Source organism: Pseudoalteromonas sp. P1-7a (assembly GCF_001401855.1).
In the GTDB taxonomy this organism is placed as follows: domain Bacteria; phylum Pseudomonadota; class Gammaproteobacteria; order Enterobacterales; family Alteromonadaceae; genus Pseudoalteromonas.
Map to the genome: position 1 here is coordinate 333,453 of NZ_LKDU01000001.1, position 15,068 is coordinate 348,520.

At 39.4% G+C, this 15,068-nt stretch carries 14 protein-coding genes; 7 read left to right on the top strand and 7 right to left on the bottom strand.

Annotated elements, in window-relative coordinates; translation table 11 throughout:
- Nucleotides 1-25 precede the first annotated feature (25 nt).
- Nucleotides 26-940: a 4-hydroxy-tetrahydrodipicolinate synthase gene (dapA, locus tag AN389_RS01530; RefSeq protein WP_055019121.1), complete on the bottom strand. Its 915-nt coding sequence runs from the start codon at nt 938-940 to the stop codon at nt 26-28.
- A 172-nt stretch (nt 941-1,112) separates the two neighbouring features.
- Here dapA and AN389_RS01535 point away from each other — a divergent pair, with 172 nt between their 5' ends.
- Nucleotides 1,113-1,766, top strand: coding sequence for a DUF6058 family natural product biosynthesis protein (locus AN389_RS01535; RefSeq protein WP_055019122.1), 654 nt, complete (start codon nt 1,113-1,115; stop codon nt 1,764-1,766).
- 112 nt (nt 1,767-1,878) lie between these two features.
- Here AN389_RS01535 and AN389_RS01540 read toward each other — a convergent pair whose 3' ends face one another.
- The 3 genes from AN389_RS01540 to AN389_RS01550 all read right to left on the bottom strand — a co-directional run bounded on the left by AN389_RS01540 (nt 1,879) and on the right by AN389_RS01550 (nt 4,372).
- Nucleotides 1,879-2,166 (bottom strand): putative quinol monooxygenase, encoded by a 288-nt coding sequence (locus tag AN389_RS01540; RefSeq protein ID WP_055019123.1) that lies wholly within the window; start codon nt 2,164-2,166, stop codon nt 1,879-1,881.
- 64 nt (nt 2,167-2,230) lie between these two features.
- A complete protein-coding gene (dkgB, locus tag AN389_RS01545; RefSeq protein WP_055019124.1) occupies nt 2,231-3,046 on the bottom strand; it encodes a 2,5-didehydrogluconate reductase DkgB in 816 nt (271 codons plus the stop codon).
- A 153-nt stretch (nt 3,047-3,199) separates the two neighbouring features.
- Nucleotides 3,200-4,372, bottom strand: a complete 1,173-nt coding sequence (locus tag AN389_RS01550; protein WP_055019125.1) for an MFS transporter — start codon at nt 4,370-4,372, stop codon at nt 3,200-3,202.
- Between the two features lie 114 nt (nt 4,373-4,486).
- Here AN389_RS01550 and AN389_RS01555 point away from each other — a divergent pair, with 114 nt between their 5' ends.
- Nucleotides 4,487-5,374, top strand: a complete 888-nt coding sequence (locus AN389_RS01555; RefSeq protein ID WP_055019126.1) for a LysR family transcriptional regulator — start codon at nt 4,487-4,489, stop codon at nt 5,372-5,374.
- A 57-nt stretch (nt 5,375-5,431) separates the two neighbouring features.
- Nucleotides 5,432-6,475 carry a metal-dependent hydrolase gene (locus AN389_RS01560; protein WP_055017131.1) on the top strand — a complete coding sequence of 348 codons (1,044 nt, stop codon included), beginning with the start codon at nt 5,432-5,434 and terminating at the stop codon, nt 6,473-6,475.
- A gap of 51 nt (nt 6,476-6,526) precedes the next feature.
- Here AN389_RS01560 and AN389_RS01565 read toward each other — a convergent pair whose 3' ends face one another.
- Nucleotides 6,527-6,793 carry a hypothetical protein gene (locus AN389_RS01565; RefSeq protein WP_055013750.1) on the bottom strand — a complete coding sequence of 89 codons (267 nt, stop codon included), beginning with the start codon at nt 6,791-6,793 and terminating at the stop codon, nt 6,527-6,529.
- 223 nt (nt 6,794-7,016) lie between these two features.
- Here AN389_RS01565 and AN389_RS01570 point away from each other — a divergent pair, with 223 nt between their 5' ends.
- Complete coding sequence (locus AN389_RS01570; RefSeq protein WP_055013751.1) at nt 7,017-7,280, top strand: type B 50S ribosomal protein L31; 264 nt, start codon at nt 7,017-7,019, stop codon at nt 7,278-7,280.
- The gene (ykgO, locus tag AN389_RS01575) at nt 7,280-7,414 is read left to right on the top strand and encodes a type B 50S ribosomal protein L36 (RefSeq protein ID WP_055013752.1); all 135 of its coding nucleotides are present in this window, start codon (nt 7,280-7,282) and stop codon (nt 7,412-7,414) included. Before AN389_RS01570 ends, ykgO begins: the two co-directional genes overlap by 1 nt.
- Before the next feature lie 51 nt (nt 7,415-7,465).
- Here ykgO and AN389_RS01580 read toward each other — a convergent pair whose 3' ends face one another.
- Together AN389_RS01580 and AN389_RS01585 are read right to left on the bottom strand one after the other, a co-directional pair.
- A complete protein-coding gene (locus tag AN389_RS01580; protein ID WP_055013753.1) occupies nt 7,466-7,852 on the bottom strand; it encodes an OsmC family protein in 387 nt (128 codons plus the stop codon).
- Nucleotides 7,853-7,861: 9 nt separating this feature from the next.
- Nucleotides 7,862-8,251, bottom strand: a complete 390-nt coding sequence (locus AN389_RS01585) for a cytochrome b562 (RefSeq protein ID WP_055017132.1) — start codon at nt 8,249-8,251, stop codon at nt 7,862-7,864.
- A gap of 511 nt (nt 8,252-8,762) precedes the next feature.
- Between AN389_RS01585 and AN389_RS01590 the strand changes: the two genes are divergently transcribed.
- Together AN389_RS01590 and AN389_RS01595 are read left to right on the top strand one after the other, a co-directional pair.
- The gene (locus AN389_RS01590) at nt 8,763-11,615 is read left to right on the top strand and encodes a TonB-dependent receptor domain-containing protein (RefSeq protein ID WP_055017133.1); all 2,853 of its coding nucleotides are present in this window, start codon (nt 8,763-8,765) and stop codon (nt 11,613-11,615) included.
- 559 nt (nt 11,616-12,174) lie between these two features.
- Nucleotides 12,175-15,015 (top strand): TonB-dependent receptor domain-containing protein, encoded by a 2,841-nt coding sequence (locus tag AN389_RS01595; protein ID WP_055017134.1) that lies wholly within the window; start codon nt 12,175-12,177, stop codon nt 15,013-15,015.
- Nucleotides 15,016-15,068: the final 53 nt, after the last annotated feature.

Consider the following 15,068-nt stretch of genomic DNA (forward strand, 5'->3'; position numbering starts at 1 on the left):
CTTTTTCATATTCACTGTTTATTCATTAGCCAATTATTGAATAGTCTTGCAGTAACGGTTTTGCTGTTTTTCCAACAAAGTCGCTGATTGATAAAGCATTGATAAGCTCTACTCCTTGTGCTTGTTGCTCATAGCTCAGTGGCACATACGGTAATCTAAATACGGGATTTACCGCGCCTGTCATCATCATTGCGGTGTTTATTGCAATCGGGTTTGGCTCGCAGAATAGCCAGTTCATTAAAGGTTGTAATGAGGTATTTAACGCATCATTTTTTGTATCCATTAACTGGCGGAACAACCCTGGTATAAGATTAGATGTGACCGATATAACACCGTGTGCATTGTGCGTGTGGCGTGCATCGTGTGCTTCGTCATCGTTACCTGACCAACACGCAATGCCTTGCTGTTCGTAATGGGCAATACGCTCGTTACCACCACATTCTTTTACACCAATTAAATTAGGGTGTTTTGCTAATGGCTCAATAATATCAGGGGTTAAATCTTGCCCTGTGCGCCCTGCTACGTTGTAAATAAACGCAGGGCCTATATCGAGTACACGTTTAAAGTGCTCGTTAACACCAGCAATAGAAGTGCGGCCATAATATGGGTTAATTTGCAGCGCGGCATGCATACCACTTGCAAAGCCATACTTAGTGGCTTTAATAGCTTCGCGGGTATTATTGCTCCCTGTGTTCCCTACAATCACCAGCTTGTCGCCATATTTATTTGCACTGTGCGCGATAAGCATTAAATGCTCTTCCCAGTTCATTAGCTGGCCTTCGCCGGTTGTACCACCAACCACAATGCCATCTACACCCGCTGCAATTTGTATTTCAACGAGTTCATCGTACTTTGCTAAATCTATTTCACCATTCGCTAAGTATGGGGTTTTAATGGCGGTAATTAAGCTTGCATGTTTAATTTGTTCTAGGGTGCGCATAAAAATTCATTATTTATAAAACTTGCGCTATTTGTAACATACTTGCACGCATTTTTGCAGGCCTAAGCGAATAATAAACGTAAAATGGCTTGTGTTATTTAGTTTGATAATACAAAATACAAATACTGTACATTTAACCAGTATTTGTATTTTTAACTTTAAGCGAGCCATTATGCGTTTATCTGACTACTTAGCCACTCATTTTTATAACACCGATGAGCTTTGCCATGCTTTAAATATTGATGCCGAGCAACTAGATACATGGCAGCAGCAAAGTATTTTTCCTAAACCAAGTTATTGTATAAAAAGCCAATTAAGTTGCAGCTCGTACTCTGGTTTGTATGAATGTGAAGAGTACGATGACTATTACCCGCGCGGCTGTGTAAATTGGGGGCAAGGGCTAATAAAACAAAAAATTGAATCCTCAAGCAATGCCTTTAATTACTTTGCGCAGCAGTACACGGCAAGCCTGAGTAAACTTGCCCAGCAAGGTTTTAGTTTTAATGAAGAATTATTTGGCTGCGAAATAGACGAGCATTTACAGCAAGTGTGGCAACAGTTTTTATGCAGCAAATACGGCGTACTGACACAAAACGGTTTAATTGACGAAATAGTATGTGTGGATATAGGCCGCTTGCTGGTAGACGATATTACTGAATTGCGCACTAAAGGAAGTTTAAACCAGCAAGAGCGTACGCAGCTTCACCCCGCGATAAAGTTACTCAATAAAGCATTAGGCCACGGTGCCGATCACGAAAAACAACACACATTGCGTGCCCGTTACATAGATGCACTTATATTGAAGTACGATTTATCGATTAAATAAAGCAACTGAGGTTTTAATACGGGCTGAGGGCTAAAAAGATTGAGTATTGTAATGGCGATGTATGTATACGCCGCCACTGTAAACAACAAATTCAACTAACTACTTAGTTTTGCTAGCCAATAGATTTGTACACATCAATATGACTGCTAGTTACTAAACCCTTTATTTGCGTACCAAAGGCTTTAAAATGCGGCTCATTTTTGTGCGCTTCAAAATGTTCTTCAGATGCCCATTGCTCACTTACTAAATAAGTCGTTTGGTCATCATCACTTTTGACCGATAACTCATAACGCAGGCAACCCACTTCTTGACGTGAATACTTTTGCAGGTTTTCGAGCGCAGTTAAAACAACATCTGCGTCGATATTATTACTCGAAATAGTGGCAATTACCGTTAACATACGGAGTCCTTTTATAAAAATGAAGGTACAGTGTTACTGCACCTAATATTGTTTTGCGTATTTATTACTGATCCCACTGCGGCGCAAAATCAGGCGTTGCCTGTCGATCGCCGCAATCAAGTCCGTCAATGCGGGCAATATCTTCAGCGTCTAACTTAACATGGTCATTAAAGTTATCTTCTAAGTTTTTACGCTTGGTTGATGATGGAATGGTGGTCATGCCGTTGGCATTAATCCATGCAATAACGACTTGCGCTGGCGATGCTTCATGCTTATTGGCAATATCAATAATCGTTTGGTCTTTAAGTACTTTACCGACAACAAATGGCATATACGCTGTAACGTGAATGTCGTGCTGGGCACAAAAAGCGCGTAGCTTGGTATTGGTTAAATACGGATGCACCTCAACTTGGTTAGTAAATATTTCTCGCGAATCAAGTGTTTGTATTGCTTCGTTTAAGTTGGCAATAGTAAAATTAGACACGCCAATATGTTTTGTTAAACCAAGCTGCTTAGCTTTTAAAAGCTCAGTAAGGTACTCGCTCATTGGCTCATCATTTGAAGGCGCAGGCCAATGAATAAGCAATAAATCAACAGAGTCTACTTGTAATTTCTCAAGTGATTTTTTAACGCTGGCAATAAAGTCAGTTTTGTTAAGCTTGTTGTTCCACACTTTGGTGGTTAAAAATATCTCGCTGCGCGGAATATTGCTATCTTTTATGGCTTGGCCTACTTGCTCTTCGTTACCATAAATTTGCGCAGTATCTATATGACGAAACCCCACTTCTAACGCCATTTTTACTGAATTGTAGGCGGTATCGCCTTCTAAACGGAATGTTCCCATGCCTAAATCTGGCATTTCTATTACACGTTGTGTCATGGCTCTATCCTTATAAAATAATCGGTTAAAAATACAAACTGTTTAAGTTTTACGAAATACACCTTTTACTTCTTTTGTGTTGTCACCTAAAATTTATGACCTCAATACAGGTAATGAGGCCATAAATTTAAGTTTCAACCTTAACAGAATACTTTATGCTTGTTTCACTTCTCGCTTATCAAGCATGCCACTATAACGGGTTACGACTAATGCTAGAGCAGAAATTGCTGCGCCAATCCAAGCGGTATCTTGAAGTGACATGCCCTCTACTACACTGCCACCAATAATTGAGCCCAGTGCGATACCAATATTAAACGCTGCGATGTTTAAACCCGATGCGACATCTACCGCATTAGGGGTATGCTTTTGCGCCTGTTTTACGACATAAAGCTGTAAGCCCGGTACGTTACCAAACGCAAATGCACCCCATACTAAAATAGTTAGTACGGCCGCTACTTTTGATTCCATCGTAAAGGTAAATGCCAATAAAATAATTGTTAACGCGCTAAATATAATACTCAATGCGCTAATTGGGCCGCGTTTATCAGCCAGTTTTCCGCCCCAAATATTACCAATGGCAACCGATACACCATACACAAGCATAATTAAACCAATCGCTGCAGGAGCAAACCCTGTTTGTTGCTCTAAAATAGGTGCTAAATAAGTAAACGCAGTGAATGTGCCGCCATAGCCTAAAATTGTCATTAAATATACAAGCAATAAGCGAGGCTTAACAATAACCTGAAGCTGTTCTTTAAATGTGGCCGGAATAGACTGTTTTAAGTTTTTTGGCACTAAAATAGCGCTGCCAATTAACGCGATTAAGCCAAGTAGCGACACCACTAAAAACGTTGCACGCCAGCCAAAGTGTTGGCCAATCCATGTACCTAGCGGTACACCTGTCACTAGCGCCACAGTCAGTCCGGTAAACATAATAGCAATAGCGCTGGCTTCTTTATCTTTACTTACTAAACTTGTGGCAATCATAGAGCCAATTGAGAAAAACACCCCGTGAGCAAGGCCTGTTAGTATGCGAGCCAATATTAATGTTTCGTAACTCGGTGCTTGCCATGCAAGTAAGTTACCTAAAACAAATAAGCCCATTAAGCTTACAAGTACAATTTTACGATTCCAACGCCCGGTTAATGCAGTCAATACCGGTGCACCAATGGCAACCCCAACTGCATATAAACTAACTAGCAAACCCGCTGAAGGTAGGCTTACGCCTAAATCGTTTGCAATAGTAGGCACTAATCCCACTATTACAAACTCGGTTGTTCCTATTGCAAATGCGCTTAAGGTGAGCGCCCACAAAGCCAATGGCATAATTAAATCCTCATTATTAGTTAAGACTTACAGTTTGACTAAAAATGTGTTTGCAAAAAATAGCATTAGTGACAAAATACTTTTGTAATTAATGCAAAAGTAAGGTGCTCACGTATGGCTCAACATGCAAAAACCGAAGACTTAGAAATGTTTCTAACTGTAGTAGATAGCGGAAGTTTTTCAGCAGCAGCTAATTTGCTTGATCAGCAAGTAGCTAAGGTTTCGCGTGCGGTGTCTCGCCTTGAAAACACCTTACAATGTACGTTACTAAATAGGACCACCCGCCGGTTAGAGCTAACCGAAGAGGGGCATACCTTTATTAAGTATGCCCGTGAAGGCTTAAACACCTTACAAACAGGCGAAGAAGCAATAAAGCTTTTAAAACAAGCCCCTAGTGGAAAATTACGTATCGATGCAGCCAGCCCTTTTGTGCTGCACCAATTGGTGCCTTTAATTGCTGAATTTAATAGGCAATATCCCCACATCACACTTGATATAACCTCCCACGATAGCATTATTGACTTGCTCGAACATAAAACAGACTTAGCAATTCGTATAGGTGAGTTAAAAGACTCTAACCTACATGCAAAAAAGCTCGGCGTAAGTAAATTGCACTTAGTTGCAAGCCCAAGTTACCTTAAACATACACCGACTATTTCGCACACCAGCGACTTAACCCAGCATAAACTCATTGGCTTTACCGACTCTCCTAAACTCAATAATTGGCCGCTAAAATCGCCCGTAGCTTTAAATTTTGGTTTAACCGCCAGTAGCGGCGAAACTGTACGCCAGCTATGCTTGGCAAACCAAGGGGTTGCGCTACTTTCGCACTTTATGATTGGTGATGATTTAAAATCAGGCAAACTAATAGAACTACTGCCAGGGTGTATCAGCACACCAAACAACCGCGAAATTGTGCAAGCGGTGTATTACAAAAACAGTGCTGTATCGTCGCGTATAATGGCTTTTTTAGACTTTATAAAACCACTGCTCAGATTATAAGTGACGTTTTTAAGCCCAAGGGCAGTATAACTAACACCCTTAATAAACAGGAATAAAATGGACTCGTTAACACAGGTAGTTTTAGGTAGCGCAGTAGGTTACGCCGTATTAGGCAATAAAATTGGCCGTAAAGCCGCTTTATGGGGTGCTGCTTTAGGTACCTTACCCGACTTAGATGTTTTTATTCCTTATGGCGGGCCTGTAGAGGCGTTTACTTATCATCGCGGTTTTAGCCATTCGTTTATAGTGCATTTATTGATTAGCCCCCTTATTGTTTGGCTTATTTTAAAAATACACACCGGTATGCAAATGCATAAAACACGCTGGTTTTGGCTGGTGTTTTTATGTTTATCAACTCATGCATTACTTGATAGCTTTACAGTATATGGCACACAATTATTGTGGCCTCTAACCGGGTACCCTTTTGCTATTTCAAACATGTTTATAGTCGATCCGCTTTATACACTCCCCTTAATATTTGGTGTAGCGTGTACATTATTACCAAAAATAACGAGTATGCGTGCCTATAAAATCAACACGACAATGCTTGGTCTTAGCTGTATATATTTATGTAGCTCACTTATTTTAAAAGTAATTATTGACGATAAAGCCACTGCTGCTCTTTCTGACAGGCAAATACAAGTAAGCAACTATATAAGTACTCCTGCGCCACTCACCACCTTGTTATGGCGTATTGTGGTTATGTCTGATGATCAATACTACGTAGGTTACGCGTCATTATTTGATGAACCAAACGACGTAACATTCAATGCCTATAACACTGACCCCTTATTAATAAATGAGATTAGCGATGAGTGGGGAATTAAACGCTTACAGTGGTTTACTAAAGGCTTTTACAGCATACGCCAGCAGCAAAGCAATATAATACTCTCTGATTTACGTATGGGCATGGAGTGCAATTATGTATTTAACTTTGTTGTGGGAGAAAAAACCGACTTAGGTGTAAATGTCGGTGACTTTGAAAAAATAAGCCAGCGCTCTAATTTAAGCCGTGTAAGTAAAGTATGGGATAGAATTTGGAACCCAGATATTAATCTAGCGCCACCTTTAGCAAACAAAAGCTGTGCTAAAGCGCAATGAGTACATTAAAAAAGGGCAGCAAAGTGATACTACTAACCTACCCTTTTAATATTAATTTTGATGCTCGTATTGGCCTCTATAAACCTCAAACACTTTTAGCACTGTGTGCTGCTCTTTATTAAGGTTATCAAACCAATCATCAAATAACTCGTCATTATCTTGCTCACTCAGTGCCATATATTGTGCTAAAAGCTCAATAATGTCGTTGTGTGTGCAGTCTATAGGGTTAATTTGCTCTGATAAGGCAGTGTGATCGCGCTCTCTTAGGGTTTCCATCACCCCTTGGTCTATTTGTTCTTGTTGTGCTGCGTCGCTCATAGCTTACCTCTAAACCGTAAAATTTTCTTGTTAACACTTTTTATATAGTTATAACAGCCTAAAAACTAATAGCCAGTATTTTTGGTTTAAGTGGTTATTTTTTGAATTGTTTGCGTAATTAGCCAACAAAAACCCACGTAAATGAGAGTAAAAATCATTTGCATGATTGCCGTAAACGCGATAACCTATAGTTATATTATCACATAACAACTTAAGGCGTATTATGAAACCTAATATTCATCCCGATTACAATATGGTTGCTTTTCACGATACCGCTGCCGATAGCTACTTTATTATTGGCTCTACCATCAAAACAGACCGCACTATTGAGCTTGAAGGGAAAACATATCCGTACGTGCCTATTGATGTGTCTAGTGATTCACACCCTTTTTATACAGGTAAACAAAAAACTGTGGCAAGCGATGGCCGAGTCGCGCAATTTAATCGCCGCTTTAAAAACTTATCGACTACCAAAAAAGGTGAGTAATGAAAGTATTAAGCTCGCTTAAAAGCGCTAAGCAACGACCTGGTTGTCAAATAGTAAAGCGCAAAGGACGTGTTTTTGTAATATGTAAAGACAATCCACGTTTAAAAGCAGTTCAAGGAATGAAGAAAAAGTAACGCTAATTCCGTGAAGTATACGGGTAAACGATACAGGTTTACCCGTATTTTTTATTTAACAACCACAGAAAACTCGGGCTGGGCCTGAATCACTTTTTTAACCGTACACGTATTAACCGCAGCAATAAGTGCTTTTTTATATTTTTGAGGAAAGCCATCTGGTAAATTAATTTCGATAGAAAATAATTTTTTACCCTCTTCATCTATGCTCTCGTTATTTTGCGTAAGGGTCATCCCCTCAGTAGAGATTTCTCGTTGTTCACAAAATTTACGCGCATAAAAACCAGCACATAGCACCATGCTTACTAAAAAGTAATCAAACGGTTCTGGGTGTTCGGCACCTCCACCCGCATTAATACTTTGATCGCTTATTACTTCAAGACTGCCAAACTTTGCACGCTGTTTTTGGCCGTCTAACAATGACACTGAAATTTCCATTACTACTCCTTAATTACCAAACAGTAAGTCAAAAAAGCCAGGAGGCTCATGTAACTCATGATACTTCTTACGTAAATCATCAATATTTTTAAGCGCTGGCTTTGCCGAATCCAGTCCCCGCTCGTTTGCTAACTTTTTCGCTAGTCTTGCTTGCTCAATGACCTTATCAAGCCCCTGTAGAGACATTTTCGGCTTTTTATGAAAGGTCGCCCTTTTGCTGCTTTCAATTAAGGTAATAAATTTATCGATAGCCATATTAAAGCCTTCTATATCGACTGCTTGAACTGCATTTTTATAAGCAAGACCCGTATTTTTCATATTAACTTCGAGGTCAATTTCTTGCTCAGAATAGGCCCCGTTACTAAATAAAAAAGTAAAAATTAAAACTAAAAACTTCATAGTAAAACCCATTTATAAACACCGCGTAAGTGTATCAAGTTTACGTAATAAAGTAACTTAGGGCGCATAGAAGGCTTAATAACTGTAAAGGGGCTTTACAAAACATGTGATTAACAAATATGGCTAACAAGAGTTGTAATTAAATAGTGAACAAAAGTTAAAACCACTAAAAACAGAACTCAAAATAGGGACGGTAAGCCGCATTTTTTAAAAATTATTTCACATAAAAACCCTGCCTTAACAGTCACGTACCCATAAAAACAACACTAAAAACAATTTCAAAAAACAAAACAAACCCTGTAAAAACAACGGCTAAGTAAATTATTTTCATTAAATTAACATAGTATTTGAGCTTATTTTATTGTGATTTCAGCTTAAATTAGTTGTTCCTATATGCATCCATGTTAATTGTTAATGTGCAATGTAAATAATAAATAAACAGCTCGTAGTAATTAATACGCATTGCACAAGAGCTGTAGTTTAATCACAAATAATCATCTAGGGAATATCAATGAAAACGTTCAATATAGTCTCTCACAGTATTAAAGCTGCACTTTGTCTCTCAACTGCAGGTTTAGCATTTTCATCACTCGCTGCAGAAGATGAGGAAAAGAAATTAGAAAGAATAGAAGTAACTGGTTCTAAAATCAGCCGTGTAGGTGCAATAGCCCCTGCCCCAGTTACCGTTATCTCTGGCGAAGATCTTATAAACACCGGCGCCGTTAATATTGGTGAAGCCTTAAATAAATTACCCGCATTGGGGAATACCTACTCACTAGCAAACTCTGGTAGATTCATTGGTACTGCTGGTTTAAATATTCTTGATTTACGTAACATGGGCACAGACCGTACCTTAGTACTTGTCAATGGTAAGCGCCATGTATCTAGTTCAGCAGGCTCGCAATCAGTAGATACGAATACCATACCTAGTGTTTGGGTTGAGCGTGTAGAAATAGTTACCGGTGGCGCATCGGCCGTATATGGTGCAGATGCAGTAACCGGGGTTGTTAACTTTATTTTAAAAGATAATATTGAAGGTTTGAATGTAAGTGTAACGAAAGGCGTTTCTGATCTTAGTGACTATAACAATGAAAAAGCGACTTTTTCATACGGTAAAAACTTTGATAATGGTCGCGGTAACGCAGCATTTGCAGTTGAGTACTCTGGCCAAGATTCATTAAATGCGCTTGATCACCCTTGGACAGACGGTTCTTACTCTAATTTACGTAACCCTGCTCAAACTGAAGCTAATAAAGATGACCCAAACTTTCCTGATAAAATTTACACACCGAATGCAGGCTACTACGCAATTAACAATGCAGGTGTATTTAGCTTAGGTAATGGCTATGTAAATACGTTTAACCCTGATGGCTCTCATCGTGATATTTATATTGGTGATAACGTTGATGGTTTACTATGTGCCGATTGTGACTCGTTTAACCTTGCACAATTTGATGAAATACAACCTGAATTTGAAAGGTACAATATCAATTTCAAAGTAAACTATGACGTAACAGAAGACTTAAATGCTTATTTTGAAGCAAAATATGTTAACAGTGAAGGTGAAAGTATTGGCCAACCAGCGTTCTTCTTTGGCGATCCGAGAAATACAATCAGTATAGATAACCCCTACTTAGATGACAGCGTCAGAACATTAATGGAAGAAGCAAATGATGGTGAAGGCGTTGACTCTATTAATGTGTTAAGAATGATGACAGATTTAGGGCGTCGCATCGAAAATAACACCCGTGAAACCACACGCTTTGTAGCGGGTTTAAAAGGAACCGTTTTAGAAGATTGGGATTTAGATGCATCAGTGGTTCGTGGTAAAACTGAGCTTGAGCGTGTAAATGGCGCTAATATGATCTTAGATAACTATTCTTACGCGCTTGATGCAATTGAAGATGACAATGGCAATATTGTATGTCGTAGTGAAGCGGCACGTGCCGACGGCTGTGTGCCAGTTAATATTATGGGTTTTGGTGCACCTAGCCAAGAAGCCATTGATTATATTAATACAGTATCAACCGGTACTTCTGAAATTACACAAACGGTTGTATCAGCTTCACTAGCAAATGGTGCGCTTTTTGAAGTACCTGCAGGCTACGTCGGGATGGCATTTGGTGTTGAATACCGTAAAGAAGAAAGTGAAACAATAGAACCTGATAACGCTGAGGGGACTTTCTTCAATGCGTTAGGTGAGGATAAGGGCGAATTTGATGTAAATGAAGTTTTTGCTGAAGCCACGATTCCTTTAGTCTCTGACCTTCCTTTTGTTCAAGATTTAGTACTGGATGCAGCTGTACGTTACGCTGATTACAGCACTATTGGTGATGCAACAAGCTGGAAGCTTGGCTTAGATTGGACCGTTAATGACCAATTACGCTTGCGATTAACACAGTCAGAAGCACTAAGAGCGCCTAATATTGGTGAAATTTTTGGCGCACCTAGCCAAACTTTCTATAACGTAGATGATCCTTGTTTAGCCGATAACTTAGATGATTTACAAAATAGCGACACACGCCGTGCTAACTGTGCTGCACTTGGTGTACCCGTTGGCTTTGAATCAGACTACGATTCGCAAACACTTGAAGGCTTACAAAGCGGTAACCGTGACGTTAAAGGTGAAGAGTCAACAAGTACAACAATAGGTATAGTGTACCAGCCTGATTTCATAGAAAATGCAGTATTAACGGTAGATTACTGGAAAATAGAGCTAGAAGATGCGATTTCTACAATTGCATCTCAAGAAATTCTAGATCGCTGTGTTGATAGTACTTCAGGCATTTCAAATCAATATTGTGATTTAATCACACGTGATGCTAACAGTGAAATTACGCTAATTCAAAACTCAGTTTTAAACGTATCAGGCCAAGAAGCTTCTGGTATTGATTTTGAACTGGCTTATGACTTTGATGCCCTTGAAGGTAGCTTTGCAACCCGCTTAATTGGTACTTACTTAATTGAGCGTAAAGAGTTCCCATTTCAAGATGAACCAGAGGAGTTCATTGAATATTCGGGTACAACTGGCGAAGCACAGTGGCAAGCTAACATTAATATAGAGTACAGCTATGAGCGTTTCTACACCTCTTTAAGCACTCGCTATATTGAAGAAGTTAGCTTATATACTGAGCAAGAGCTTGAAGATAACCCTAATCCTAATAGCTTAATGAACTTTGGTACTTATATCATTTCAGATATAACAGTAGGTTATAACTTTGATAATGGCATGGGTGTTAAATTAGGCGTAGATAACGTATTTAACAGAGAGCTTCCATACGGTACACGCGGTACAGGAAGTGGTAGTGCAAGTTACGATAATATTGGCCGTTTTGGCTACGTAAATTTATCATACGACTTTTAATTTTTAACTCTCCCTAGAAAGACCCTTAATTGGGTCTTTTTATTTTTTTAGATGAAATTTACTCAATTTATAGTTTTAAGTGACTAATAACTGCTTCATTATGTTCTTTTTTTAAGAACCTGCACGGTAAATGAGTTACATAAAAAACACATATAAGCGCAAGCATTAACCAATCATTAGGTTAATAAGCTAATCACTAAAGACCACTAAAATATCTACAAAGTTAAATTAAACTCAAAAAACAAACTCAAAAGAAGATTAGATGTAAACCAAGTAAAAAATAAATAAACACACCAAAAACCCGCTCTAACTCCTAACAAAACAACACAAAATAATAACAAGCAACTATTTCACCAAACGCAACAAACTTCAACTTTAAACAATTTAATAAAGAGTTAACTTACTGAAAAAGAATAAATTACGACGCTTCTATTCATAGTTTCCACATGCAATAATCGCCAGCCCTATAACAAAAGTTATAGGGCTTTGGCTAAATGCACACTGTATTTAGTTAAAATTTAATGTATCAAATTATTATAAAATCTCCTTTGGGAAACACATGAAACGTCATAATTTACTTTCTACTAGCATTAAATGTGCATTAATTACTGCTGCTGCAACAGCGAGTAATTCTGTGCTTGCACAAGATGAGCAAGCGACAAAAATTGAACGTGTTGAAGTAACGGGTTCGCGTATTTTACGTGAAGGCGCTATTGCACCAGCTCCTGTAACAGTCATAAGTGGCGAGCAATTAATTAATACTGGCGCTGTAAACATTGGTGAAGCGCTAAATAACTTACCAGCACTTGGCAATACGTATTCAATGGCTAACTCAGGCCGCTTTATTGGTACTGCTGGTTTAAATATTCTTGATTTACGCAACATGGGTACCGACCGTACCTTAGTACTTGTAAACGGTAAGCGCCACGTATCTAGTTCAGCTGGCTCTCAAGCTGTTGATACAAACACAATCCCAAGCGTCTGGGTTGAGCGCGTAGAAATCATCACTGGTGGTGCATCAGCTGTGTACGGTGCTGATGCGGTGACAGGTGTTGTAAACTTTATATTAAAAGACAACATTGAAGGCATGGACTTTAGTGTTACCCGTGGTTTTGCCGACTTAAATAGCTACAACAACGAAAAAGCCACCTTTTCGTACGGTTCTAACTTTGATAATGCCCGCGGTAATGCTGCATTTGCTATTGAGTACTCAGGTCAGGATTCATTAAACGCACTTGACCACCCTTGGACTAGCACATCTTTTGCGAATTTACGTAACCAAGCTCAAACGGAAGCAAACAAAGATAGTGCTGATTTTCCTGATAAAATATTAACACCTAATGCAGGTTACTACGCGATTAACAACGCGGGTGTTTACGCTCTTGAAGATGGCTATACTAATAGCTTTAATCCGGATAGCAGCGCTCGCGATTTATACATTGGCAATAATGTAGATGGCCTTTCATGTGCAAATTGTGACTTTTTCAATTTAGGTCAATTTGAAGAAATACAACCTGAGTTTGAGCGTTACAATGTAAACTTTAAAGTTAACTACGATGTGACCGACGACTTAAACGTCTACTTTGATGCAAAATACGTGAACAGCCAAGGCGAAAGCATCGGCCAACCAGCGTTTTTCTTTTTTGATAGCGACAACAGTATCAAAATTGACAACCCGTACTTAGACCCAGCTATCAAAGCACGTATGCAAGAGGAAGGCGTTGATTCAATCATGGTTAACCGCATGATGAGTGATCTTGGTCGCCGTGTTGAAAACAATACCCGTGAAACAACCCGCTTTGTTACAGGCCTAAAAGGGACTGTGTTTGAAGATTGGGAATTAGATACTTCACTTGTTTACGGTCAAACAGATCTTGAGCGCGAAAACGGCGCTAACATGATTTTAGCCAACTACTTTAATGCCCTTGATGCCGTTGAAGATACCGATGGCAACATAGTATGTCGCAGCGCTGCAGCACAAGCTGATGGTTGTGTACCGGTAAACATTATGGGTTTTGGCGCGCCATCTCAACAAGCAATTGATTACATAAATACAGTATCTGTAGGCACATCAACTATTAAGCAAACCGTGGTTTCGGGCTCACTTGCTAATGGCGCTATTTTTGAATTACCAGCAGGTTATGTAGGTGTTGCATTTGGTGCTGAATACCGTAAAGAAGAAAGCGAAACAAAAGAGCCAGATAACGCAGAAGGTACGTTCTTTAACGCATTAGGCGAAGATAAAGGCTCGTTTAATGTGCGTGAAGTATTTTTTGAAGCGACTATGCCTATTTTAACTGACTTACCGCTTATTCAAGATTTAGTACTTGATACCGCAGTACGTCATGCTGATTACAGTACAATTGGCGAAGCAACTAGCTGGAAACTGGGCCTTGATTGGACTGTAAACGATGAGCTACGTGTACGTGTAACACAATCTGCAGCCCTTCGTGCGCCAAACATCAGTGAAGTCTTTGGTGCAGCAAGCCAAACTTTCTACAATGTAGATGACCCGTGTCGCGCTGAAAATTTAGGTGACTTATCGAATGCTGCAACTCGCTCTGCAAACTGTGCAGCGTTAGGTGTAGCGAGTGACTTTAACTCAGATTATGACTCTGCATCATTAGATGGTTTAAGCAGTGGTAACCGTGATGTAAAAGGTGAAGAGTCTACAAGTACAACGGTTGGCATTGTTTATCAACCGATGTTTTTAGAAAACGCTGTGCTGACAATTGATTACTGGGAAATTGATCTAGAAGACGCCATTGACACAATTGAGGCGCAAGACATTCTTGATCGCTGTGTAGATAGCACGACAGGCATAGACAACCAATACTGTAATTTAATTACACGTAACGCCAGTGGTGAAATTTCATTAATTCAAAACTCAGTACTTAACGTAGCTGGTCAAAAGGCGTCTGGTGTTGATTTTGAATTAGGCTATGACTTTGATGCCCTTGAAGGGAGCTTTAAAACCCGTTTAGTCGGTACTTACCTTATTGAGCGTAAAGACTACCCGTTCCAAGATGATCCTAGTTCTTATATTGAGTACGCGGGTACAACTGGCGAAGCTAAATGGCAAACTAACCTATCAGTTAGCTATGCCATGGATAACTTTTACTCAACGGTTGAAACTCGCTTTATCAGCGAAGTTGATTTATACACAAATGTTGAGCTTGCCAGCAACCCTAACCCAAGTAACCAAATGTCTTACGGTAAATACTTTATTACCGATATGACAGTGGGTTACAGCTTCGATAATGGTTTAGGCGTAAAAGTAGGTGTTGATAACCTATTCAATCGTAAGCTTCCGTACGGCACTCGTGGTACAGGTGCTGGCTCTGCAAGTTACGATAACATTGGCCGCTTTGGCTACATTAACTTAAGCTACAGCTTATAATTAGAAACAACGTTTATTAAATATGTTAAAGGCTCGCACTGCGAGCCTTTTTA

Bases quoted from the DNA above. Each gene is read 5' to 3' on its own strand.
- dapA (WP_055019121.1), bottom strand. From the start codon at position 940: ATGCGCACCCTAGAACAAATTAAACATGCAAGCTTAATTACCGCCATT.
- AN389_RS01535 (WP_055019122.1), top strand. From the start codon at position 1,113: ATGCGTTTATCTGACTACTTAGCCACTCATTTTTATAACACCGATGAG.
- AN389_RS01540 (WP_055019123.1), bottom strand. From the start codon at position 2,166: ATGTTAACGGTAATTGCCACTATTTCGAGTAATAATATCGACGCAGAT.
- dkgB (WP_055019124.1), bottom strand. From the start codon at position 3,046: ATGACACAACGTGTAATAGAAATGCCAGATTTAGGCATGGGAACATTC.
- AN389_RS01550 (WP_055019125.1), bottom strand. From the start codon at position 4,372: ATGCCATTGGCTTTGTGGGCGCTCACCTTAAGCGCATTTGCAATAGGA.
- AN389_RS01555 (WP_055019126.1), top strand. From the start codon at position 4,487: ATGGCTCAACATGCAAAAACCGAAGACTTAGAAATGTTTCTAACTGTA.
- AN389_RS01560 (WP_055017131.1), top strand. From the start codon at position 5,432: ATGGACTCGTTAACACAGGTAGTTTTAGGTAGCGCAGTAGGTTACGCC.
- AN389_RS01565 (WP_055013750.1), bottom strand. From the start codon at position 6,793: ATGAGCGACGCAGCACAACAAGAACAAATAGACCAAGGGGTGATGGAA.
- AN389_RS01570 (WP_055013751.1), top strand. From the start codon at position 7,017: ATGAAACCTAATATTCATCCCGATTACAATATGGTTGCTTTTCACGAT.
- ykgO (WP_055013752.1), top strand. From the start codon at position 7,280: ATGAAAGTATTAAGCTCGCTTAAAAGCGCTAAGCAACGACCTGGTTGT.
- AN389_RS01580 (WP_055013753.1), bottom strand. From the start codon at position 7,852: ATGGAAATTTCAGTGTCATTGTTAGACGGCCAAAAACAGCGTGCAAAG.
- AN389_RS01585 (WP_055017132.1), bottom strand. From the start codon at position 8,251: ATGAAGTTTTTAGTTTTAATTTTTACTTTTTTATTTAGTAACGGGGCC.
- AN389_RS01590 (WP_055017133.1), top strand. From the start codon at position 8,763: ATGAAAACGTTCAATATAGTCTCTCACAGTATTAAAGCTGCACTTTGT.
- AN389_RS01595 (WP_055017134.1), top strand. From the start codon at position 12,175: ATGAAACGTCATAATTTACTTTCTACTAGCATTAAATGTGCATTAATT.